21 protein-coding genes are annotated in these 23,942 nt (G+C 62.1%); 17 read left to right on the top strand and 4 right to left on the bottom strand.

Annotated elements, in window-relative coordinates:
* Window positions 1-92 precede the first annotated feature (92 nt).
* The 15 genes from P9220_RS07560 to ureG all read left to right on the top strand — a co-directional run bounded on the left by P9220_RS07560 (window position 93) and on the right by ureG (window position 16,333).
* The gene (locus P9220_RS07560) at window positions 93-1,532 is read left to right on the top strand and encodes an aldehyde dehydrogenase family protein (protein WP_309764285.1); all 1,440 of its coding nucleotides are present in this window, start codon (window positions 93-95) and stop codon (window positions 1,530-1,532) included.
* A 25-nt stretch (window positions 1,533-1,557) separates the two neighbouring features.
* Window positions 1,558-2,334: an SDR family oxidoreductase gene (locus P9220_RS07555; protein ID WP_309764283.1), complete on the top strand. Its 777-nt coding sequence runs from the start codon at window positions 1,558-1,560 to the stop codon at window positions 2,332-2,334.
* A gap of 138 nt (window positions 2,335-2,472) precedes the next feature.
* A complete protein-coding gene (locus P9220_RS07550) occupies window positions 2,473-3,789 on the top strand; it encodes an MFS transporter (RefSeq protein ID WP_309764282.1) in 1,317 nt (438 codons plus the stop codon).
* A gap of 1,402 nt (window positions 3,790-5,191) precedes the next feature.
* Entirely contained in the window at window positions 5,192-6,502 is a 1,311-nt protein-coding gene (gene urtA, locus P9220_RS07545; RefSeq protein WP_309764281.1) for an urea ABC transporter substrate-binding protein, read from the top strand.
* 126 nt (window positions 6,503-6,628) lie between these two features.
* Entirely contained in the window at window positions 6,629-8,218 is a 1,590-nt protein-coding gene (gene urtB, locus P9220_RS07540) for an urea ABC transporter permease subunit UrtB (protein ID WP_309765417.1), read from the top strand.
* Between the two features lie 3 nt (window positions 8,219-8,221).
* Window positions 8,222-9,415 (top strand): urea ABC transporter permease subunit UrtC, encoded by a 1,194-nt coding sequence (urtC, locus tag P9220_RS07535; RefSeq protein WP_309764280.1) that lies wholly within the window; start codon window positions 8,222-8,224, stop codon window positions 9,413-9,415.
* On the top strand, window positions 9,412-10,281 hold the full coding sequence (gene urtD, locus P9220_RS07530; RefSeq protein ID WP_309764279.1) for an urea ABC transporter ATP-binding protein UrtD: 870 nt from the start codon (window positions 9,412-9,414) through the stop codon (window positions 10,279-10,281). The genes urtC and urtD overlap by 4 nt, the downstream gene beginning before the upstream one ends.
* Window positions 10,282-10,349: 68 nt before the next feature.
* Window positions 10,350-11,042: an urea ABC transporter ATP-binding subunit UrtE gene (urtE, locus tag P9220_RS07525; protein WP_309764278.1), complete on the top strand. Its 693-nt coding sequence runs from the start codon at window positions 10,350-10,352 to the stop codon at window positions 11,040-11,042.
* A gap of 30 nt (window positions 11,043-11,072) precedes the next feature.
* Window positions 11,073-11,933: an urease accessory protein UreD gene (locus P9220_RS07520; RefSeq protein WP_309764277.1), complete on the top strand. Its 861-nt coding sequence runs from the start codon at window positions 11,073-11,075 to the stop codon at window positions 11,931-11,933.
* 136 nt (window positions 11,934-12,069) lie between these two features.
* Window positions 12,070-12,372 (top strand): urease subunit gamma, encoded by a 303-nt coding sequence (locus P9220_RS07515; RefSeq protein WP_014192076.1) that lies wholly within the window; start codon window positions 12,070-12,072, stop codon window positions 12,370-12,372.
* Between the two features lie 8 nt (window positions 12,373-12,380).
* Window positions 12,381-12,686, top strand: a complete 306-nt coding sequence (locus tag P9220_RS07510; protein WP_309764276.1) for an urease subunit beta — start codon at window positions 12,381-12,383, stop codon at window positions 12,684-12,686.
* A 15-nt stretch (window positions 12,687-12,701) separates the two neighbouring features.
* A complete protein-coding gene (ureC, locus tag P9220_RS07505) occupies window positions 12,702-14,408 on the top strand; it encodes an urease subunit alpha (RefSeq protein WP_309764275.1) in 1,707 nt (568 codons plus the stop codon).
* A 6-nt stretch (window positions 14,409-14,414) separates the two neighbouring features.
* Window positions 14,415-14,987, top strand: coding sequence for an urease accessory protein UreE (gene ureE / locus P9220_RS07500; RefSeq protein ID WP_309764274.1), 573 nt, complete (start codon window positions 14,415-14,417; stop codon window positions 14,985-14,987).
* Entirely contained in the window at window positions 14,974-15,654 is a 681-nt protein-coding gene (locus P9220_RS07495; protein ID WP_309765416.1) for an urease accessory protein UreF, read from the top strand. Before ureE ends, P9220_RS07495 begins: the two co-directional genes overlap by 14 nt.
* 28 nt (window positions 15,655-15,682) lie before the next feature.
* On the top strand, window positions 15,683-16,333 hold the full coding sequence (gene ureG, locus P9220_RS07490; RefSeq protein WP_309764273.1) for an urease accessory protein UreG: 651 nt from the start codon (window positions 15,683-15,685) through the stop codon (window positions 16,331-16,333).
* Between the two features lie 273 nt (window positions 16,334-16,606).
* On the opposite strand, the gene waaA is transcribed toward ureG, so the two are convergent.
* From waaA to P9220_RS07470, 4 genes are all read right to left on the bottom strand, one after another.
* Window positions 16,607-17,980 carry a lipid IV(A) 3-deoxy-D-manno-octulosonic acid transferase gene (gene waaA / locus P9220_RS07485; protein ID WP_309764272.1) on the bottom strand — a complete coding sequence of 458 codons (1,374 nt, stop codon included), beginning with the start codon at window positions 17,978-17,980 and terminating at the stop codon, window positions 16,607-16,609.
* Window positions 17,977-18,861, bottom strand: coding sequence for a Kdo hydroxylase family protein (locus P9220_RS07480; RefSeq protein ID WP_309764271.1), 885 nt, complete (start codon window positions 18,859-18,861; stop codon window positions 17,977-17,979). Before P9220_RS07480 ends, waaA begins: the two co-directional genes overlap by 4 nt.
* A gap of 50 nt (window positions 18,862-18,911) precedes the next feature.
* Entirely contained in the window at window positions 18,912-19,907 is a 996-nt protein-coding gene (waaC, locus tag P9220_RS07475) for a lipopolysaccharide heptosyltransferase I (protein ID WP_309764270.1), read from the bottom strand.
* A 133-nt stretch (window positions 19,908-20,040) separates the two neighbouring features.
* Window positions 20,041-21,441, bottom strand: coding sequence for a phosphomannomutase/phosphoglucomutase (locus P9220_RS07470; protein WP_309764269.1), 1,401 nt, complete (start codon window positions 21,439-21,441; stop codon window positions 20,041-20,043).
* 437 nt (window positions 21,442-21,878) lie between these two features.
* Between P9220_RS07470 and P9220_RS07465 the strand changes: the two genes are divergently transcribed.
* Together P9220_RS07465 and P9220_RS07460 are read left to right on the top strand one after the other, a co-directional pair.
* The gene (locus tag P9220_RS07465; RefSeq protein WP_309764268.1) at window positions 21,879-23,141 is read left to right on the top strand and encodes an oligosaccharide flippase family protein; all 1,263 of its coding nucleotides are present in this window, start codon (window positions 21,879-21,881) and stop codon (window positions 23,139-23,141) included.
* A complete protein-coding gene (locus P9220_RS07460; protein ID WP_309764267.1) occupies window positions 23,138-23,941 on the top strand; it encodes a glycosyltransferase in 804 nt (267 codons plus the stop codon). The genes P9220_RS07465 and P9220_RS07460 overlap by 4 nt, the downstream gene beginning before the upstream one ends.
* Window position 23,942 lies beyond the last annotated feature (1 nt).

The raw sequence follows: 23,942 nt of genomic DNA, 5'->3' as shown, positions 1-23,942 counted from the left end.
GAGCCTGCCGGACCGGGCCTGCCTGGCGCGCCATGCAGCACGGATGGCGGGATAATCGATACGCGAAGACGGACTATCACAAGGAGACACGCATGGAAGAAGGCAAGCATTTCATCGGCAACCGATGGACCGCGCCGTCGGTCGGCGAAACCATTCCGGTCGTCGATCCATCGGACGGGCAAGTGTTCTCGGAGATCGCTCGCGGCACGAGCGCGGACATCGACCGCGCCGTGAGCGCCGCCCGCGCCGCCTATGACGGCGCATGGGGCGCGACGAGCGCCGCCGAGCGCGGGCGCATCCTCGCTCGCCTCTCGATGCTGATCGCCGCGCGTCACGAGGATATCGCGCAGATCGAGGCCCGCGACACCGGCAAGCCGCTCACGCAGGCGCGCGCCGACGCGACCGGCATCGCACGGTACTTCGAGTTCTATGCGGGCGCCGCCGACAAGCTGCACGGCGAGACGCTGCCTTATCAATCCGGCTACACCGTGCTCACGATCCGCGAGCCGCATGGCGTGACTGGCCATATCGTGCCGTGGAACTATCCGCTGCAGATCTTCGGACGCAGCGTCGGCGCCGCGCTGGCTGCGGGCAATGCGTGCGTCGTGAAGCCGGCGGAGGACGCGTGCCTGTCGCTCTTGCGCATCGCGGAGCTGGCCGCGGAGGCGGGGTTGCCGGAAGGCGCGCTCAACATCGTCACCGGCTACGGACACGAAGCCGGCGCGGCGCTCGCGCGTCATCCGGGCATCGACCATATTTCTTTCACCGGTTCGCCGATGACGGGCGCAGCGGTCACGAAGATGGCCGCCGACAACCATGTGCCCGTCACGCTGGAACTGGGCGGCAAGTCGCCGCAGATCGTTTTCGCCGATGCGGATCTCGACGCCGCCCTGCCCGTGCTGGTCGCGGCGATCGTGCAGAACGCGGGGCAGACGTGTTCGGCGGGCAGCCGCGTCTTGATCGAGCGTGCGGCTTACGAGCCGCTCATCGAGAGACTGTCAGAGGCGTTCGCGGCGCTGAAGGTCGGCCCGAGCAGGCTCGATCTGGACTGCGGCCCGCTCATCAACGCGAAGCAGCAGCAGCGCGTGTGGGACTTTCTTTCCGATGCCCAGCACGACGGCATCGCGATGGCCGCGCATGGCGAGGTCGTCACCGAAGCCCCCGAAGCGGGCTTCTATCAGGCGCCGACGCTGTTGCGCGACGTGCCGCGCACGCATCGGCTCGCGCGTGAGGAAGTGTTCGGCCCGGTGCTCGCCGTGATGCCTTTCGACGATGAAGCCGACGCATTGAAACTCGCCAACGACACGAATTACGGCCTCGTCGCCGGCATCTGGACGCGCGACGGCGCACGGCAAATGCGGCTCGCGCGGCGCGTGCGTTCGGGCCAGGTGTTCATCAACAACTATGGCGCGGGCGGCGGGGTCGAGTTGCCGTTCGGCGGCGTCAAGCATTCGGGACACGGACGCGAGAAAGGCTTCGAGGCGCTCTATGGCTTCACGACGCTCAAGACCATTGCAATCAAGCACGGCTGACGCATAGCCATCAACAGGAGACAACATGCGACTGCAAGGCAAAACGGTAATCGTGACGGGCGCGGGCTCGGGTTTCGGTGAAGGCATCGCGAAGACGTTCGCACGCGAAGGCGCGAACGTGGTCGTGAACGATCTGAACGGCGCGGCGGCCGAGCGCGTGGCGAGCGAGATTGCGCTGGCTTCGTCGCCGGAAGCGAAGCACGGACGCGCCATCGCCGTTCAGGGCGATGTCACGAAGCGCGACGACTGGCAGCGTCTCTTCGATGCCGCCATCGACGACTTCGGCAGCGTGCAGGTCGTCGTCAACAATGCGGGCACGACGCACCGTAACAAGCCCGTGCTCGATGTGACGGAGGCGGAGTTCGATCGCGTCTATGCGGTGAACGTGAAAAGCATCTACTGGAGCGTCGAGCAGTTCGTGCCGTATTTCCGGGAGCAAGGCGGCGGCGCGTTCATCAACGTTGCGTCGACGGCGGGCGTGCGGCCGCGTCCCGGACTCGTCTGGTACAACGGCAGCAAGGCGGCGGTGATCGTCGCGAGCAAGGCGTTGGCCGTCGAACTGGGCCCGGACCGCATCCGCGTGAACTGCATCAATCCGGTGATGGGCGAGACGGGCTTGCTTTCCGAGTTCATGGGCATGGAGGACACCCCCGCGAACCGTCAGAAGTTCCTTGCGACGATTCCGCTCGGCCGCCTTTCGACGCCGCAGGACATCGCGAACGCGGCGCTCTACCTCGCTTCCGACGATGCCGAGTTCATCACGGGCGTCGCGCTCGAAGTGGATGGCGGACGCTGCGTCTGACGCGGCGTAACGGGCGCACCGTGCGGGCTTCATCGGTGTTTTCCCCATCGAAAACAGCCGCTTGGCGTGCAGCCGAGCGGCTAGAATCCTTACGCAAACATAACGATGCTCGCGTTCGCACGAGCGTAAGGAGACGAGATGTCCAGCACTGCCAATCCCATGCAGCGCCCGGGCGCGGGTGCGCCTTCGAGCTTTGAGGAAGCGACGTATCGGAAGGTCGCGTGGCGGCTCTCGCCGCTGCTCCTGATTTGTTACGTGGTGGCTTACCTGGATCGCGTGAACGTCGGCTTTGCGAAGCTGCAGATGTCCGCCGATCTCGGCTTGTCGGATGCCGTATATGGCTTCGGCGCGGGCATCTTTTTCTTCGGCTATTTCATCTTCGAGATACCGAGCAACGTCATTCTGCACAGGGTCGGCGCGCGTGTGTGGATTGCGCGGATCATGATTTCGTGGGGCATCATCTCTGCGCTCACGATGTTCGTCACCACGCCCACGATGTTCTACGTGATGCGCTTCTTGCTCGGCGTCGCGGAAGCGGGCTTCTTTCCCGGCATCATTCTTTATCTGACGTACTGGTATCCGGCGCAGCGGCGCGGACGGATGACGACGCTGTTCATGACGGCGATTGCGTTGTCGGGACTGATTGGCGGGCCGGTGTCGGGCTGGATCATGAAGACCTTCGATGGCATGAACAACTGGCATGGCTGGCAATGGCTGTTGCTGCTGGAGGGCATTCCGTCGGTGATCGTGGGCATCGTCGTGCTGTTGATGATGGACGATCGCATATCCAAGGCCAAGTGGCTGACGCAGGAAGAGCGCGACTTACTGGAGCGCAATATCGCGGCGGATAACGTCGAGAAGGAGGATCCGCCGATCAGGCGTATCTTGTCGAGCCCGAAGGTCTGGCTGATGAGCCTGATTTATTTTTCGTTCGTGATGGGTCTTTATGGCGTGAGTTTCTGGTTGCCGACGATTATCAAGGCGACGGGCGTGACGGATGCGTTGATGATCGGGCTTCTGTCGGCGATTCCTTATGGGGCTGCGGTGGTTGGCATGCTGCTCGTGGCGCGCAGTGCGGACAAGCGCGGCGAGCGTCGGTGGCATATTGCCGTGCCGGCTTTTGTTGGGGCCATTGGGCTCGTGCTTTCGGTGGTCTGGGCCGGGAATACCGCGCTTGCGATGCTCGGACTTACGCTTGCCACGATGGGCATTCTCACTACTTTGCCGTTGTTCTGGAGCTTGCCTACGGCGTTTCTTGCTGGCACTGGAGCCGCTGCTGGCATCGCCATGATCAATTCACTCGGTAATCTGGCTGGGTTTCTTAGTCCTTATCTTGTGGGCTGGCTTAAGCAGGTTACTGGGGCTAACTCTAGTGGGATGTATATGCTTGCCTGTTTCCTTGTGCTTGGGGCTTTGCTTGCGCTTAGTGTTCCGGCGCGGATGGTCAATCGGTGAGTTTTTTTTGCGGTGAACTTGTTTTCGTGTCGGTCTGCTTGCTCCCCCTCCCCGGGGCGGGGGTCACTTTCTTGGCTGTCGACCAGAGTTGGCGCTTTAGCGCCTACTCTGGTCCCATGCAAAGAAAGTCACCAAAGAAAGCAGCTTTTTTCTGAACCGCACGATGCACTGACTGTGTGGTCACTGTGTAGAACACCGGTGGCACTCAGCTTGACACAGCCCTGAATCACCTTCCACGCCCACTGACTACTTACGTTCTCCGAGCCCCCTGGCTCGTTAACACCAGCAGGTCACTGGGTCTAACTCTAGTGGGATGTATATGCTCGCTTGTTTCCTCGTGCTTGGGGCTTTGCTCGCGCTTAGTGTTCCGGCGCGGATGGTCAATCGGTGAGTTTTTTTCTTACGGTGAACTTGTTTTCGTGTCGGTCTATTAGCTTGCCCCTCCCCGGGGCGGGGGTTACTTTCTTTGCTGCTGCAAAGAAAGTAACCAAAGAAAGCAGCTTTTTTCTGAACCGCACGATGCACTGATTTGTGTGGTCACTTCGTAGAACACCGGTGGCACTCAGCTTGACACAGCCCTGAATCACCTTCCACGCCCACTGACTACTTACGTCCTCCGAGCCCCCTGGCTCGTTAGCACCATCAGGACTGTCACCACCCCGCCCAAGCAAATCACTCGATAACTTCCCATTTCCCTAAAGCGCTTGTCGATCGCAACCGACTTCCCTCCTGTACGGCCTCGGCCATCATTCGCCGTGGAAGTCGGCCCTTTCGCTTGGTCGTACTCGTGCGCTTTAAGTTGCGTTCGAGGCTTTTGGCTTTTGGCTTTTGGCTTTTGGCTTTTGGCTTTTGGCTTTTGGCTAGCGGCTAGCGGTGTATGGGTTTGCTTCCGCTTTATTTCTTAGAGAGTGGTGTTGTGTGTCGTGGTGGTGTTGTCGAGCCAGGGGGCTCGGAGGACGTTAGTCGTCAGTGGGCGTGGAAGGTGATTCAAGGCTGTGTCAAGCTGAGTGCCACCGATGATCTACGGAGTGGCGAAACAGTCACTGCTTCGGGCCGGAAAAGCTGCTTTCTTTGGTTACTTTCTTTGCAGCAGCAAAGAAAGTGACCCCCGCCCCGGGGAGGGGCGCACTAATAGACCGACACGAATACAAGCTCAACGAAGAAGCCCCTGCAAGGAAAAAGAAATCCCTAAGCGCACCGCAACGATGCAACCCGCACGGGCAGTGCACCAAAACAATCCAGAACAAGCTCAAGCGAACAAGAAGAACTGGAGTGAAAAACCCCAGCAAACCCAAGCCAGCCGTGCAAACGGCCCCCATTGGCATACCCCTTGCAAACCACCCTGCGAGCAACAGAAAGCAAGCATGCAAGAGCCAAATCCGCCAAGAGGGGAAACCAAAAAATGAAACGACGCAGTCTGCTGAAACTCGGCTCCATGTCGGGCGCACTGGCCATCGCAGGCCAACTGCCGATATCGAAAGCGCAAGCCGCCGACACGAACGGTCCGATCAAGGTCGGCATTCTGCATTCGCTGTCCGGCACCATGGCGATCTCCGAAACATCGCTCAAGGACACCGCCCTCATGACCATCGCCGATATCAACAAGAACGGCGGCGTCATGGGACGTCAGCTTCAACCTGTCGTCGTCGATCCCGCCTCCAACTGGCCGCTCTTCGCCGAAAAGGCCCGCCAACTGCTCACGCAAGACAAGGTCGCATGCGTGTTCGGCTGCTGGACTTCGGTATCGCGCAAATCGGTGCTGCCCGTCTTCGAAGAGCTCAACGGCCTGCTCTTCTATCCCGTGCAATACGAAGGCGAAGAAATGTCGCGCAACGTCTTCTATACAGGCGCCGCACCGAATCAGCAGGCCATCCCCGCCGTCGAATATCTGATGGGACCGGAAGGCGGCAGCGCCAAACGCTTCTTCCTGCTCGGCACCGACTACGTCTACCCGCGGACGACCAACAAGATCCTGCGCGCCTTCCTGCACTCGAAAGGCGTGAAGGATGCGGATATTCAAGAGGTCTACACACCGTTCGGACATAGCGACTATCAAACCATCGTCGCGAACATCAAGACCTTCGCGCAAGGGGGAAAGACCACCGTCATCTCGACGATCAACGGCGACTCGAACGTTCCGTTCTACAAGGAACTCGGCAACCAGGGGCTGAAGGCCACCGATGTGCCCGTCGTCGCGTTCTCGGTCGGCGAAGAAGAACTGCGCGGCATCGATACCAAGCCGCTCGTCGGACACCTCGCCGCATGGAACTACTTCATGTCGGTGAAGAACCCCGCCAACAAGAAGTTCGAAACGCAATTCGCCGAATGGGTGAAGACGCAGAACCTGCCGGGCGGAAACAAGCGTGTCACGAACGACCCGATGGAAGCGACCTTCGTCGGCATCCACATGTGGAAACAGGCCGTCGAGAAAGCGAAGAGCACCGACGTCGACAAAGTGCGCGTCGCGATGGTCGGACAATCGTTCGCCGCGCCCTCGGGCTTCACGCTCACGATGGACGGCAACCATCACCTGCACAAGCCGGTGATGATCGGCGAGATTCGCGGCGACGGCCAGTTCAACGTCGTGTGGAAAACGAAGACGGCGGTTCGCGCTCAACCGTGGAGCCCGTTCATCGCGGGCAACGAGGGCAAGCCGGATGTCGTGAGTTCCATTCCCTCGTTCCTGCGCCGCTCGCGCCTTCGCACGGCATAAGTCGTCTGCATCGATGTCTCGATGCAGGGCCGCGCGTTCGTGCATGACGTCACGTCGTCATCGGGCGCGCGGCCGTTCAGTCTCACCAGAAAGGCCAACATGACCGGCTCGCTCGCCTCCCCCTTCATGCGCGTGTTGCTCGCGTTCTTCATTGCGTGCATGCCGTTTGCAGCCCATGCACTCACCGCCGATGATCTCGCCCCGCTCGCCAGCGACGATTTCGAAGCGAAGTCCGCCGCCATCGACAAGCTGATCGCCAGCGCCGATGCGCCGTCCGTCACCGTGCTGAACGCGCTTGCGGACGGCTCGCTCGTCGCGACCGAAGACGGCCGCGTCGCACTGCAAACCGATGACGGCAACAAGGACCCGATCACTGGCAAGATCGTCGATGCTCCCGATGCGCAAGCCATCACGCTGAACAACTCGCTGCGAACCAAGGTCGCGGGCGCGCTGTCGGGCCTGCAACTGGCATCGCCCGATGTGGCAAAGCGTCGGGAAGCCGTCGCCGCATTGCTAAAAAACCCGGATGCATCGATGAAGCCGCTGATCGATCGCGCCCGCGCCTCTGAGACGGACTCCGAACTAAAGAAGCGCCTCGATACGCTATGGGCCATGACCGCGCTGCACGATCCCGACGCAAGCAAGCGTCTGGAAGCCGCGCAACTCGTCGCTGCTCGCCATGGCCTCGACATGTATGAATTGCTGCGCCCTATCGTCGCCAGGAAAAGCGACGGCAGCTATAACGAATCCGACGAACGCGTGCGCGCCGCAGCGCAAGCGGGCATCCAGGAACTCGACACGATTCAGCGCCGCAGTGAAATCGCCGGGACCATCTTCGCGGGCCTTTCGCTCGGGAGCGTGCTGCTGCTTGCCGCGCTCGGTCTCGCGATCACCTATGGCCTGATCGGCGTCATCAACATGGCGCACGGCGAGTTCCTGATGATCGGCGCCTATGCGACCTATGTCGTGCAAAACCTCGTGCAGCATTACGCGCCCGCTGCGTTCAACTGGTATCCGCTCTTTGCGGTGCCTGTGTCGTTCATTGCGGCGGCGTCGATCGGCATCGTGCTGGAAAGGCTCGTCTTGAAGCATCTCTATGGACGTCCGCTCGAAACGCTGCTGACGACCTTCGGCATCAGCCTCATTCTGATTCAGGCGACGCGCACGATCTTCGGCGCGCAGAACGTGCAAGTGACCAACCCTGCGTGGATGAGCGGCGGCATCGCGGTGATGCAGAACCTGATCCTGCCGTATAACCGCCTGACGATCCTCGCGTTCTCGATTGCCGTCGTGTTCATCGCGTGGGCCGTGCTCACGCGCACGCGGCTCGGCCTCTTTGTGCGCGCCGTGACGCAGAACCGGCGCATGGCTGCATGTGTCGGCGTGAAGACCGCGCGTGTCGATTCCTATGCGTTCGCGTTCGGCGCGGGCATTGCTGGGCTCGGCGGATGCGCGCTTTCGCAGATCGGCAACGTGGGCCCCGATCTCGGACAGAGCTACATCATCGATTCGTTCATGGCGGTCGTGCTCGGCGGAGTCGGTCAACTGGCGGGCACGGTGATCGGCGGTTTCGGGCTCGGACTCGTCAGCAAGGCCATTGAGCCGTTCTGGGGCGCGGTGCTCGCCAAGATCGCGGTGCTCGTGCTCATCGTCCTTTTCATTCAGAAGCGTCCGCAGGGCATGTTCGCCCTCAAGGGCCGCAGCGCGGAGGCCTGATCGATGACCGCATCGACCAATATCGGCGCAAGTCTCGACGTCGCGCCGCAGCCCGATCACAGCGCCGCACGCGCAGGCTTCGCACTGGGTCTGCCGCCGCGCGCGTCTCTATTGCCGCGCAATGGATGGATCGCGCTGATCGCCCTCATCATTGCGATGGGCATCTGCGTGCCACTCTCCGCGCTCGTGCTCCCGGAGACGAGCGCCTTCCATCTGTCGGCCTATGCGATGACGCTCGCCGGCAAGCTCATGTGCTATGCGATCGGCGCGCTCGCCCTCGATCTCGTATGGGGCTACTGCGGCATCCTGAGTCTCGGTCATGCGCTGTTCTTCGCGCTCGGCGGCTATGCGATGGGCATGTACCTGATGCGATCGATCGGACGCGAAGGCACGTATCAAAGCGATTTGCCGGACTTCATGGTGTTTCTCGACTGGCACGCGTTGCCGTGGTACTGGCAAGGCACCGAGCATCTCTGGTATGCGCTGTTACTCGTGGTGCTCGTGCCGGGCGTGCTTGCGTGGGTGTTCGGCTTCTTTACGTTTCGTTCGCGTGTGAAGGGCGTGTATCTGTCGATCATCACGCAGGCGATGACGTTCGCCGCGATGCTGCTTTTCTATCGCAATGAAACGGGCTTTGGCGGAAACAACGGTTTCACCGATTTCAAGCGCATTGCGGGCTTTCCGGTCACGCATCCCGGCACGCGCACTGCCCTCTTCCTGATTACCTTCGCGGTGCTCGTGCTTGCGTTCCTTGCCGCGCGCTGGATCGTGACCTCGAAGCTGGGCCGTGTCGTCACTGGCGTGCGCGATGGCGAAGCTCGCCTGATGTTTCTCGGCTATAGCCCGCTTGCGTACAAACTCTTCATATGGACGGTGTCGGCGGTGCTGTGCGGCATCGCGGGCGCGCTGTATGTGCCGCAGGTCGGCATCATCAACCCGAGCGAGATGTCGCCTGCGAACTCGATCGAGATGGCGATCTGGGTCGCGGTGGGCGGGCGCGGCACGTTGATCGGGCCGATCATCGGCGCATTCGCGGTGAATGGAGCGAAGAGTTTTTTCACGGCATATTTCGCGGAGTACTGGCTGTTTTTTCTCGGCCTCATCTTTACGCTCGTGCCCTTGCTCTTGCCCAACGGGATCATGGGACTTATCGATCTTGCGCGTCGCAAGAAGACTGCGGGAGACGCTGCCGAATGACTGCTCACCACGCATTGATCGTCGATCTGCCGCCGATTCCGCCCGTTCACGAACATGCGAACGTCAATGGCGTGGCCGGGCTTGGCCATGTGCTTGCGCCTGGCGAGATCGACGTATCGCACGGAACGATTCTTTATCTCGAGGACGTGACCGTGAGCTTCGATGGCTTTCGCGCGCTGAACAAGCTCACGTTGTCGATCGACGTGGGCGAGTTGCGCTGCGTGATCGGCCCGAACGGTGCGGGCAAGACAACGATGATGGACGTCATCACGGGCAAGACGCGTCCTGATGAGGGCAAGGTTTTTCTCGGGCAGACGTTCGACCTCACGCGCATGTCGGAGCCGGTAATTGCACGTACCGGCATCGGTCGCAAATTTCAGAAGCCGACTGTTTTCGAGAATCATCCTGTGTGGGAGAACCTCGAACTTGCGATGAAGACGGACAAGCGGTGGTTTGCATCGTTGCGGGCGCGGCTCGATCGCGCGGCGCAGGCGCGGATTGAAGAGACGCTTGAACTCATTCGCTTGCAGCATCATGCGATGCGGCTTGCGGGTGAGTTATCGCATGGGCAGAAGCAGCGCCTCGAGATTGGCATGTTGCTCATGCAGCAACCGGCGCTTCTTTTGCTCGATGAGCCCGCTGCTGGGATGACCGATCATGAGACTATGGAACTCGCCGATCTGCTCAATACACTGCGCGGGTCCTGTTCGATCATGGTCGTCGAGCATGATATGGAGTTTGTTGCTGCACTCAGTGGGGATAGCGGGAAGGTCACTGTTATGGCTGAAGGTTGCGTTCTTGCAGAAGGCACGCTTGATTTCGTCAAGCGGGACGATGCTGTTATTGAGTCTTATCTTGGACGGTGAGGGTTGCTTGTTTCTTTGGGTAATTAATTTCGAACAGAACCGCAAACTTAGAGACAGACAGAGCCCAAATGCTAGAAATAGAAAACCTGAACCAATACTACGGCGGCAGCCACATCCTGCGAAATGTGAACTTCACCGCTCCGGAAGGAAAGCTAACCGTCCTGTTAGGCCGCAACGGCGTAGGCAAAACAACGCTGCTGCGTTGCCTCTTAGGCGTAGTCCCCACAAGAAGCGGCTCAATCACCTGGCGCGACGCGAAGATATCGCAAATGCAAACCCATACGCGCGTAGCGAACGGACTAGCCTACGTCCCGCAGGGCCGCGACATCTTCCCCCGCCTGACAGTAGAAGAAAACCTGCTCGTCGGCGCAGCAACCCGCAAGGCGCCCTCGAAAATCCCCAATCGCATCTACGACCTGTTCCCCGTGCTCCGCGACATGAAGCACCGTCGCGGCGGCGACCTGTCCGGCGGCCAACAGCAGCAACTCGCCATCGGACGCGCATTGATGAGCGAACCGCAATTGCTCATCCTCGACGAACCGACGGAAGGCATCCAGCCTTCCATCATTCGCGACATCGGCCGCACGCTGCGCCAGCTCGTCGAAGAAATGAACATGACTGTACTCTTGGTCGAGCAGTACTACGACTTCGCACGCGAACTTGCCGACCACTACTGGGTGATGAGCCGCGGCGAGATCATCGCGGGCGGTGCAGGATCGGATATGGATGCACATGGAGTACGTGAGCTAATCGCCGTATGATGACGCATCGTTCCCGATAGCACCGTCTCCATGCATCACGAACCTCACGCAGCCCTCGCCGATCCCGACACGTGGCGCGGCACGCTCGAACTCGGCTTCGCTCGTCAGCACGACCGCACCGTTTGCACACATCGCAAGCACGAAGGCCCGCTGCGCATGCAACGGCCGCTCTATCCGGAAGGCGATATCTGTCACGCAGTCATCGTGCATCCGCCGGGCGGCGTGGCGGGCGGCGATCGCCTGAACATCGACGTGAAGCTCGGTGAAAGCACACATGCCGTCATCACGACGCCCGGCGCAACGAAGTGGTACAAGGCCAACGGCAAGCTCGCGACGCAGCGCATCCATATCGGTCTCGCGGCACATGCAAAACTCGACTGGCTTCCGCAAAACAACATCGTGTTCGAATCGTCCAGCATCGAACTGGATTTCAGTCTCACGCTCGACGAAGGCGCGACGGCCATCGGCTGGGATGCAATGCTGCTCGGCCGCGCCGCTGCCGGCGAAAGATGGACGCAAGGGCATATCAAGGCGGTCTCGCGCATTGAATATCGCGATGGACGCACGCTATGGTTCGAACGCAGCCTCATCGAAGCAAGCGATGCATTGCGCGATGCAGGACAAGGCCTCGCAAGCCATCCCGCATACGGAACGCTATGGGCGATAAGCCCCACATGCGACGACGCCCTCGCCGAAGCCCTTACGGCGCAGTTGCCGTTCGATGACGCCCTGCGCGCAGGCGCATCATGCGTTGCGCCGGGCGTGCTCATCGTGCGTGCGGTAAGTCACTCGATGGAGCCGCTGCAACGCGCGCTCACCGATTGCTGGATGCAGCTTCGCCCGCTCGTGCATGGCGTCGATGCGCGACCGTTGAGGCTCTGGAACACCTGATTGCGCACCAACGTTGCGCACGGCGTTGCCCCATTGATGTGCACGTCATGCGCTAAAGCCTCTGCGAGTAGGCTTAAGCGTCGATGGCACGCGTCTCGCTTAAAGCGTCGGTTCTAAAGCAACATAAAACGAGACCATGAAACTGACGCCTCGCGAAAAGGACAAGCTTCTCATCTTCACCGCGGCGCTGCTCGCGGAACGCCGTCGAGCACGCGGTCTCAAGCTGAATCATCCGGAAGCCGTCGCTTTCATTTCGGCTGCATTGATGGAAGCCGCGCGCGATGGCAGGACGGTCGCCGAAGTCATGCACTACGGCACCACGCTGCTCACACGCGACGACGTCATGGAAGGCGTACCCGAGATGATTCCCGACATCCAGATCGAAGCCACCTTCCCCGATGGTACGAAGCTCGTCACCGTCCACCATCCCATTCCTTGAGAAACGCGATGATCCCCGGCGAATATCTGATCGATGACGGCGAGCATGAGCTCAACGCGGGACGTGCGACGGTTTCGGTCGTCGTGGCGAACAGCGGCGACCGGCCCGTGCAAGTCGGCTCGCACTATCACTTCTATGAGGTCAACACGGCGCTCCTGTTCGATCGCGAGAGAACGCGCGGCTTCCGCCTCAATATCGCAGCGGGGACAGCTGTCCGCTTCGAGCCGGGACAGGAACGCACGGTCGAACTCGTCGCGCTCGCAGGCGAGCGGCACGTGTATGGCTTCAACGGCCTCATCATGGGCCCACTCTGATCAGGACATAACAACATGACGTTACGCATCGGCCGCCGCGCTTATGCAGAGATGTTCGGCCCGACCACCGGCGACCGCGTGCGCCTCGCCGACACCGAACTCATCATCGAGGTCGAACGCGACTTCACGACATACGGCGAGGAAGTGAAGTTCGGCGGCGGCAAAGTGATACGCGACGGCATGGGCCAATCGCAACGCACCGCCGCCGATGTGGTCGATACCGTCGTGACCAACGCGCTGATCCTCGATCACTGGGGCATCGTGAAGGCCGATATCGGCATCAAGGGCGGGCGCATTTTCGCTATCGGGAAGGCGGGCAACCCCGACATTCAGCCGGACGTCACCATTGCAATCGGCGCCGCCACCGAAGTCATCGCGGGTGAAGGGATGATCGTGACGGCCGGCGGTATCGATACGCATATTCACTTCATCAGCCCGCAGCAGATCGACGAGGCGCTCGCAAGCGGTGTCACGACGATGCTCGGCGGCGGCACCGGCCCCGCGACCGGCACCAACGCGACGACATGCACGCCCGGCCCCTGGCACATGGAGCGCATGCTGCAGGCCGCCGATGGCTGGCCGGTCAATCTCGGCTTTCTCGGCAAGGGTAATGCGAGCTTGCCGGAGCCGCTCGTCGAGCAGATCAAGGCGGGCGCGATCGGCCTCAAGCTGCACGAGGACTGGGGCACGACGCCCGCAGCCATCGACAACTGTCTCTCGGTTGCCGACGATACCGATACGCAAGTCGCCATTCACACGGACACGCTCAACGAAGCGGGCTTCGTCGAAGCCACCATCGCCGCGTTCAAGGGCCGCACGATTCACACGTATCACACGGAAGGCGCGGGCGGCGGTCATGCGCCCGACATCATCAAAGTGGCGGGCGAGTCGAACGTGCTGCCCTCGTCCACGAATCCGACGCGGCCTTACACCGTCAACACGCTCGACGAACATTTAGACATGCTGATGGTGTGCCATCACCTGGACCCGTCGATAGCGGAAGACATTGCATTCGCCGAATCGCGCATTCGCCGCGAGACCATCGCGGCCGAAGACATCCTGCACGATCTCGGCGCGCTTTCCATGCTCTCGTCCGATTCGCAGGCGATGGGCCGTGTCGGCGAAGTCATCATCCGCACATGGCAGACCGCGCACAAGATGAAGGTGCAACGCGGCGCGCTCGCCGAAGACAACGCGCGCAACGACAACTTCCGTGCGAAACGTTATATCGCGAAGTACACGATCAATCCTGCGATCACGCATGGCATCGCGCATGAAGTGGGATCGATCGAACCCGGCAAATGGGCCGATCTCGTGTTCTGGGAGCCGGCGTTCTTCGGCGTGAAGCCCGCGATGATCGTCAAGGGCGGAATGATCGCGGTGGCGCAAATGGGCGATCCGAACGCATCGATACCGACGCCGCAGCCCGTTCATTATCGGGAGATGTTCGCAACGCGTGGCGGTGCGCTCGGCAAGACATCGCTCACCTTCGTGTCGCAAATGGCGCTGGAATCGCGCATAGCCGAGCGTTATGGCTTGAGAAAGCAAGTTGTCGCGGTGAAGAACTGCCGCAATGTGAGGAAGGCCGACATGATTCACAATGCATGGCAGCCGTCCATCAGCGTCGATCCGCAGACCTACCAGGTGATCGCCGATGGTCAATTGCTCACCTGCGATCCCGCCACCGTGCTGCCGATGGCGCAACGCTACTTTCTGTTCTGAAGCCCTATGCGCACTATCGACAAACGTCTCACCGCGAAGCTCGCTCCGGTTCTCGTCAAGCGCGCGCCTACGATCACACTGGCGTTCGATGCGCGCTGCAAGAGCCGCCTCGCAGTCACGCTCGATAACGGCGAGGAAGTCGCGCTGGTCATGCCGCGCGGCACCGTGCTCGCCGATGGCGACATGCTCGTCGCCGACGACGGCGGTTTCGTGCGCGTGGTCGCTGCTGCCGAAGACGTGCTCGTCGTGCGTGCGGTGAACCCGCTCACGCTGATGCGCGCGGCATACCATCTCGGCAATCGGCATACGCCCGTCGAGATCCATGCGGATCATTTGAAGCTCGAAGCCGACTCCGTTCTCGAAGACATGTTGAAGCGTCTGGGGACGACCGTCACGCGCGAATCGCAGCCGTTTCAGCCGGAGACCGGGGCATATGGCGGCGGTCACAAGCATGGTCACGACGAGACGTTCAGCGAGGACTACGCGCTCGCGCAGAAGCTGTATCGCGAGCACGACCATTCGCAATGCGGGCATGACCATGACCATCATCACCACCATCACGGTCATGGGCACGAGTGAGCTGACCGCGCTGCTGCATCTGGCGTCGCCTGCGTTGCCGATCGGCGCGTTCAGTTATTCGCAAGGGCTGGAAGCGGCCATCGAATGTGGCTTCGTTCACGATGCCGATACCGCGCGCGAGTGGATCGCGAACGGCTTGTCGCATGTGCTTGCGCGCGGCGAGTTGCCGATCATCGCGCATCAGATGGAACGCTGGCGAACGCATGACGATGCCGCCCTTCGCCGCGCCAACGATGAATACATCGCGAGCCGCGAGTCCGCTGAATTGCGGCGTGAGACCGAGCAGATGGGATGGTCGCTTGCGCAACTGTGCGCGTCGCTCGAATGGGGCGACGAAGCGCGTCGCGCGACGCTTGCTGCGGTAAAGCCCATCGCGCAACCGACGGCCTATGCGTTCGCCGCGTATGCAAACGATGCATCGACCGATGCAGCGCTTGCTGCCTATGCGTTCAGTTGGGTCGAGAATCAGGCCGCTGCGGCGCTGAAGGCCGTGCCGCTCGGGCAGCTTGCGGGGCAGCGGACCATCGTGGCGCTGCGCGCGCCGATCGATGATGCGGTGTGCCGTGCGCTCGTGACATCGCCCGATCAGGTCAACACCTTCGCGCCGCAGCTCGGCATTTTGTCGGCGCGGCATGAGTCGCAGTATTCGCGGCTCTTTCGTTCTTAACCTGCTTTAGTCATCGAAACGATATCGCATGAACGCTCCTGCTTATTCCGCCGCCGCCCGTAGAACGAAGAAACTGCCGCCGTTGCGCGTGGGCGTGGGCGGGCCTGTCGGCTCCGGCAAGACGACGCTGCTCGAAATGCTCTGCAAGGCGATGCGCGATCGATACGATCTCGTCGCGATCACCAACGATATTTATACGAAAGAGGATCAGCGGCTTTTGACCGTGGCGGGCGCGTTGCCGGCTGAGCGGATCATGGGCGTGGAAACGGGCGGTTGTCCGCATACGGCGATTCGCGAGGATGCGTCCATCAATCTTGAAGCGGTCGATAGGATGGTGTCGCGGTTTCCGGACGTGGATATCGTTTTTATCGAATCCGGTGGCGATAATCTGGCGGCTACGTTCAGCCCCGAGCTTTCCGACCTGACGATCTATGTGATCGATGTGGCTGGTGGGGAGAAGATTCCGCGTAAGGGCGGGCCGGGGATTACGAAGTCGGATTTGCTGGTGATCAACAAGACGGACCTTGCGCCTCATGTGGGGGCTAATCTCGAGGTCATGGCTAGCGATGCCAGGAAGATGCGGGGAGAAAGGGAGTTTGTGATGTGTAATCTCAAAGCGCTCGAAGGACTGGATGCAGTGATCGAGTTCATTGAGAGGAAGGGGTTGTTGGCGGTCTAACCCGGCAAAATTTCCGCGAGCGAAGATGACTCCGAAGATAGCGCCTACTGCCGAGGCGCATCACCGAATGCATTCAGCCGCGGTTTCTCTGCTTCATTGCCCCGTTCACTCATCGCGGATCGCTGTCGAGAACCTGGTGAGCCAGTTTGAGCGCCTCTTCCCGCCAGCGGTTAAAGTTTGCAGTATCGGCGGTCATTCGGCAGCCTAGAATCTGAATAAAGCCTTGGGACCGAAATCACGGCAAGCAATGCGGATAGCGCCGTGTGCTCAGGTTCATTGAGCAGCGATAGTCGACGATTCCCTCTCCATCATCCCCGTTAAGACCCCGACCGTCCTCTCCGTCGCCCCCCGATGCTTCGCCGCGAACCCCGCCGCGGCCTCACTCATCGCGACCCTCCGCGCCTTATCCGAAAACAACCCGCGCAAAGCCCCAGCAAGCCCTTGCGGATCGTGCACCCTCACCGCAGCCCCTGCCGCAATCGCATCATTCGTCGCCTGAGTGAAGTTGAACGTATGCGGTCCGATCAGCACCGGCACACCCGCCGCACAAGCCTCGATCAGATTCTGCCCGCCAAGCGGCAACAAACTCCCGCCGATAAACGCCAGATCCGCCGCCGCGTAATACGCACCCAGCTCGCCCATCGAATCCCCGAGCAACACCTGTACATTCGATGGCAAGCGCGCCGGCACATCCGCCCCCGATCCCGCCGCAACAGGCTTCGGCGCCCACACCGATCGCCGCGCGCTCGTCATGCCCGCCGCCGCGATCAACGCCGACACTTCGTCGAATCGCTGCGGATGACGCGGCACGAGAATCAGCAGCGCATCCGGCACGTTCAGCGCGGCAAACGCCCGCAGCACCAACGTCTCCTCACCTTCACGCGTGCTCGCCGCGACCCACACGGGACGGTCGCCGATCGCCGCGCGCCACGCCTGTCCACGCGCGATCAGCTCGGGCGGCGCACTCATATCGAACTTCAGATTGCCCAGCACCGCGACATTGCGGGCACCCAGCGCAGTCAACCGGTCCGCATCGGCCGGCGTCTGCGCAAGCACGCGCGAAAACCCGCCGAAGACCTCGCGCACCGCCCGCCCGAACCGCGCCGCGCGCCGATACGACCGCTCCGACATGCGCGCGTTCGTCAGCACGAGCGGCACGTCGGCGCGCTTGCATTCGTCGATCAGCGTCGGCCACACTTCCGTCTCCATCACGATGCCGAGCGACGGCCGCCACGCGCGCAGAAAACGCCTCACGAGATGCGGTGAATCGTAGGGAAGATAGCTGCGCAGCACGCGATCGCCGAACAGGTCGATGCCCGTCGCGCGACCGCTCGGCGTCATGTGCGTGATGAGCAGGCGCGCTTCGGGATGCGCCTTCATCAGCGCTTCGATCAGCGGCTGCGCGGCGCGCGTCTCACCGACCGATACCGCATGCACCCAGATTAGCGGCGCGAGGTCGTCGGCGCGGCGTGCGGGGCCGCGTCCGAATCGTTCGCCGATATGCTCGCGATACCCCCGCTCCCTGCGCGAGCGAATCAGCAGACGCAACACGGCAAGCGGCGCCACGATCCACCACATCGCGCGATAGATCGCTCTCAATACGACCTCCGAGAACGGCGCCGCCGGCGCGGATGCAGCGCCGCTCAAACGAGCGCCCTGCCCTTCAGGCGTTCGAGAATGCCGAGCGGCGCATGATCGGGCCGCGCCATCGCCCTGACGGGCAGGAAGAACGTCTGCTCCATCATGAACTGGCCGGACATCACCGCGTGCGACGTCTGATCCGAGAAGCACACCCACACCGAGCCGGGCGGAAAGGGCATCGTCTGCTGCGGCGAAGACTTCTGATAATCGAGGTCCGCCTTCATCGCGTCATGCAGATGCAGCATCAGATGGTCATACTCGCTGCGCTTCGTCTTCGTGATGTGCAGCAGGTTCATGAGCCACGCAGACCCCGGCGCTTGCGGCTTGATGCCCGGCAGAAAGCGCTTCGCCATGTCCTCGAACGGCTCGCCCACGCGCCACACGCGCGGCGTGCCCTTCGGATTGATGTTGGTGAACACGCGCAGGATGCGCTCGCCGTAGTTCGGGCGCGACGGGAAGGCATCGACGTGCAGGCGGCTATCGTCCTTGCGCCACGACGTCTCGCGCTTTTCGACTTGATGCAGCCGCAGGCTCGTCGGCGCGACGCGCAGCTTGCCGTCGTATTCGGGAAAGAGCCCGTCGACGAGCGTGCGCGCGTTCGTCTGATACCGGGCGATGAGCGAGCGCACCGCCGATTGCATCACGTTGTCGCCGATGACCCCGTTGAGCGCGCCGCCGTTGGGCGCGAGGCTGATGTTCTTGCGCTTCGGGTCCGCGATCTTCGGGTCGAGCAGCGCCTGCTCGCCGCCTTCGATTGCAAAACGCAGGTTAGGGAAATAGAGGACCTTGCCGTCTTCCAAGCCGGCCAGGAGCGCCTCGCGCGGTACGGACAGGTTCTTGCCCTGCCAGTCGCATGATGCGACTTCGATGATTTGAGATTCCGTCATGTGCCTTCCAACTTGATTGGGCTCGCGCACGGCGCTGGATCGTTACTTCATCACAGCAGGCCGAAACCCGCGAGCGCGGCCTTCACTTCGGAGAGCGTCGGATGCCGGCTCGCGTCGCCGAGATTGATCACGTTGGGCGACCAGTAGCCGCCGGTGCGCCATGCGGTCGAGAAATTGTACAACTCGACCGTGGGACGCTTCAGCGCTGCGGCAATATGTACGAGTCCGGTATCGACGCCCACGGTCGCGGCTGCGCCATCGATCAACCCGACGACCGCCGGCAGCGACAGCTTCGGCGGCACGATCGCGGCCGCGCCGAACTCCTTCGCGAGCTTCTCGCTGGTCGCGCGTTCGGCGTCGCTGCCCCACGGCAGCACGATCGATGCCCCGCGCGTCACGAGCGCCTGCCCCAGTTCGATCCACGCGGCTTCGGGCCACTGCTTGTCCGCGCGGGACGTTGCGTGGACGAACACCACGTAGGGCACCGGCAGATTCAGACCGAGCGCGGACACGGCGAGCGTCGCGCGGCGCGTGTCGAGGCCGAAGTCGATATCGTCGGTCATCTGCGGGCGCGGCAAATCGAGTGCGGCGGCCACGAGCTGACGCGTGCGCTCGACGACGTGCGTGCGCGGCTCGATGGGCACGCGGCGGTCGTAGAAGAAGCGCACCGGCCATTCGTAGCCCGCGCCGTCCGTGCGATTGCCGAGTCCGACGAGCGGCCCGCGCGCCCAGCTTGCGACCCATGCGGTCTTGATGAGCCCCTGGCAATCGATGACGAGATCGTACTTTTCGGCGGCAAGGTCGCGCCTGAACTTGCCGATCTCGCGCCAGTTCGCAGCCGAGGCGAAGCCCTTGCGCCAGCGACGCAGCGAGAACGGGATCGCGCGGCGCACGCCATTCACCAGTTCGACGAGGCTCGCGAAGCTCTCTTCGACGAGCCAGTCGATCTGCGCATCGGGATAGCGGCGACGGATGTCGGCGATGGCCGGCATGTTGTGGACGACGTCGCCAAGCGACGACACGCGGACGATCAGGATCTTTTGCACGCTGTGAACGGGTGGCGCGGCTTGCGCGATGGAAGAAGAACGGGAAGCGGGGATTTTAGCGCGGCACGCTTGTCCGCCGCCCAATAAAAAACGGCGCGACCCTTCGATCGCGCCGCTTCGACACATCACGAACTCAGAACGGCAGTTGCGCGTCCGGCTTCTCCGCAAGAATCACGCGGCGGAAGTCTTCCTGAATACGCTTGAGCGCCTCTTCGCTGTCCGCCTCGAAACGCATCACCACAACCGGCGTGGTATTCGACGAACGCGCGAGACCGAATCCATCCGGATACTCGACACGCAAGCCATCGATCGTCAGCACGTCATCCGCGCCTTCGAACTTCGCCGACTTCTGCAGACGCCCGATGAGCTCGAAGTTCTCGCCTTCCTGCAGCTTCAGCTGCAATTCAGGCGTCGAGAGCGAGTTCGGCAGATCGTTCAGCAGCTTGCTCGGATCGTCCACGCGCGACAGGATTTCGAGCATGCGCGCGCCGGTGTAGAGGCCATCGTCGAAACCGTACCAGCGATCCTTGAAGAACACGTGACCGCTCATTTCGCCCGCGAGCGGCGCGCCCGTTTCACGCAGCTTCGCCTTCACGAGCGAGTGGCCCGTCTTCCACATCACCGGTTCGCCACCCTGCTCGCGCACCCACTTCGCGAGATTGCGCGTGCACTTCACGTCGTAAATGATCTGGCCGCCCTTGTTGCGCGACAGCACTTCCTGCGCGAACAGCATCAACTGACGGTCCGGGAAAATCACTTGCCCGTCCTTCGTGACGACGCCGAGACGGTCGCCGTCGCCATCGAAAGCGAAGCCGATCTCCGCGTCCGTTTCCTTCAGCGCCTTGATCACGTCCTGCAGATTCTCGGGATGCGCCGGGTCCGGGTGATGGTTCGGGAAATTGCCGTCGATGTCCGTGAACAGTTCGACCAGTTCGCAGCCGAGCGCCTTGAAAAGACGCGGCGCGAGACCGCCCGCGACGCCGTTGCCCGCATCGACCACGATCTTCATCGGGCGCACCGGCTTGATGTCCGAGACGATGCGATCCAGATAGATCTGCGATACATCGAACTCCGTATAGCTGCCTTCGCCCGACTCGAAGTCGTCATTCACGATGCGCTGATACAGGCCCTGAATCTGCTCGCCATAGATGGCCGCGCCGCGCAGCACCATCTTGAAGCCGTTGTAATCGGGCGGATTATGGCTGCCCGTCACGACGATGCACGAATCCACGCGACGCTCGCCCGACGGCAGCGGCAGCGGCACGCTCGCCGCGAAGTAGCCGACAGGCGTCGGCACCATGCCGATATCGATGACATCGACGCCCGCCTCGCGCAGGCCGTCAGCGAGCGCGCCGACGAGTTCCGGACCGGACAGGCGGCCATCGCGGGCCACGACGACGGAATCGCCGCCCTGCTTGCGAATCTCGCTGCCGAAGGCACGGCCGATGTTCTTCGCGACATCCTTGTCCACCGTCTTGCCGACGATGCCGCGAATGTCATAGGCCTTGAAAATGGATTGGGATACCTGGCTCATAAGATGGCTACCTCTTCTGTATTTAATTGATGAATTCTCGGCGATGCAGCCATAAGGGCGTGGCAAGTCGTGGCGACAATAGCGCGCCGACCAGGCCAACATGCGCGCGAACGACTGCGAGGCTCATGTGTCGAGCGTCGGACCATCGCGGGCCTGCCGACGAAACGTTGCAAGCGCCACGCGAGGGCGGGCTTCGGTTCGCACTTATAATCGCTGTCTTTCAGCGCTTTCGATGTTGCGCGTCGCGGTTCAAGCCTGCGCATTCATTCTAATCCAATGCCCAAACGCTCTTTCGCCTTCAGGCCGACGAATGAGTCGCCTTCGCGCGCAACCGCACATAAGTTGATCGTTGACGCAGCTTTGTTACGTGGTGCGCAACACGGCAAGCGGGCTACGGTAGCACGGCGCGTGCCCGGCATCGTCCACGGTTGCGCCGCATGAAAGTGCTGACGCGCTCGGGCAATCCGGACGTCGCCCGGGCGCTCGCCAACATCGTCTGGCTCGGGCTCGAGCGGCTCACGCAGATCGCCATGGCCATCGTCATCTCGGGACTGCTCGCGCGCTATCTCGGCCCCGATGCATTCGGCAAGTGGCAATACGCGAACACGCTGCTGCTCGTCATTGCACCGATTACATGGGTCTGCGGTGCGGAGATTCTCGTCCCCACCATCGTCGATAAGCCGCCCGCGCAAACCGGCGCGGTGCTCGGCAGCGCATTCGTGTTGCGCATGGGCGTGTCGATCGTCGCGCTGCTTCTCACATGGACATGGATTGCAATGGGCGGCGCCGATCCACTGGTCGGCGCGATGCTCGCGGGCCTGGCCGTGACGCTGCTCTTTCGCGAGCCGTTCATCGGCGTGATCAACGCGTGGCTGCAAAGCATGACCTACAGCAAGCCGCAATTGATCGCGAGCATGATGACGGCCATCGTCAAGGCTGCGCTCGTCTATGCGCTCGTGCGCGTGGCGGCGGGCGCGGCGAGTTTCGGCTGGCTATGGGCGCTCGAAGCGGCTGCGATTGCAGGCGCGCTCGTGTTCTATTACATGCGCCGGCATGGCGGCACGCTCGGCTGGCGCTTCGATCGCGCGCTCTTCCGTCATTTCGCGAGCGCGGGCACGGTCTTCTGGATCGGCCTCATTTGCATGTATCTGTTCCTGAAGCTCGACCGGTTGATGCTCGCGCATCGCGTATCGTTCGCGGAACTCGGGCTCTATTCCGCCGCGCAGCAGCTCAACGAAAACTGGATCGCGCTGGCGCTGATGCTCTCGCAAACCATCGCGCCGGCGTTCGTGTATCGCGTGACCGACACCGCGCGGCTCAAGCGCAACCTGCTGCGCCTTTTCGCGATGACCACCGTGCTGATGATCGCGGGCGCAGCCGTGCTCGATGCGCTCGCGGGCTTCATCATCGCGCGCGTGTTCGGGCCGAACTATGCGGGCGCCGCCGATATCTTCCGCTGGGCCGTCTGGCTCTCGGTGCCCGCGGGCATCGAAGCAATCGGCAATCTCGTGCTGCTCAAGTATCAGGCGAAGTACGTGCTGCTCTCCAAGTGGCTGCTTGCGCTTGCCGTTGCGTCCGCGGTCAATGCGTTCGCCATTCCGCGCTTCGACGGCTATGGCGCGTTGGCCGGACTGGCGGCGGGTTATGTCGCGGCGGCATCGGTCAACTTCTACTACATTCGTTTCCGGCTGCGCGCATGACCGATCTCTCCGACGTAGCCGTCCTGATTCCCGCATTCAACGGCCAGGCCGATGTCGAACGCACGCTCGCATCATTCAGCGAGGCGTCGCGTGTGCGCGTCGTGATCGTCGATGACGGCAGCGCGCCGCCCATCGTCGCGCCTGTCATCGACGGCCTCGACATCCACATCGTGCGCATGGCGAAGAACGGCGGCATCGAGCGCGCATTGCAAGCCGGCATCGACGCGCTCGCTGAACGCGGCTTCCGGTACGCGGCCCGCATCGATGCCGGGGATCTCGCAACGCCAGGCCGTCTTGCAGCACAACGCGCGTATCTCGAAGCGCATCCACGCGTTGCCGTCGTCGGCATGTGGACGCACGTCGTCGGCATGAACGGCGCCCCGCTCTTCGATCTCAAGCCGCCCACCGATCCCGCCGCGATCCGCCGCATGATGCTCGCGCGTTCCTGCTTCGCGCATCCGTCGCTGATGCTGCGTGTCGATGCGGTGCGCGAAGTCGGCAATTATCGGGCGACGTATCGTGCCGCCGAAGACCTGGATTTGCTGTTGCGGCTGTTGGCGCGCCATGACGGCGCGAACCTGCCCGAATTCGGGCTCTACTACGAGCTGAACGAAAGCGGCATCAGCGCGACGAAGCGGCGAACGCAAGCACTGTCAACCCTGCGGCTGCAACTGCGTTACTTCCGTGCGGCGAATCCATTCGACTGGATCGGCGTTGCGAAGAGCATGGCCCATCTGCTGCTGCCGTATCGCGCGCTGCGTGCGCTCAAGGCAAGGCTGTTCAAAGCTGCATCGCGCTAAA

Source organism: Caballeronia sp. LZ016 (assembly GCF_031450805.1).
Taxonomy (GTDB): Bacteria; Pseudomonadota; Gammaproteobacteria; order Burkholderiales; family Burkholderiaceae; genus Caballeronia.
The sequence above is the reverse complement of the archived record's forward strand: the minus strand, read 5'-3'. Positions and strand labels throughout refer to the sequence as shown.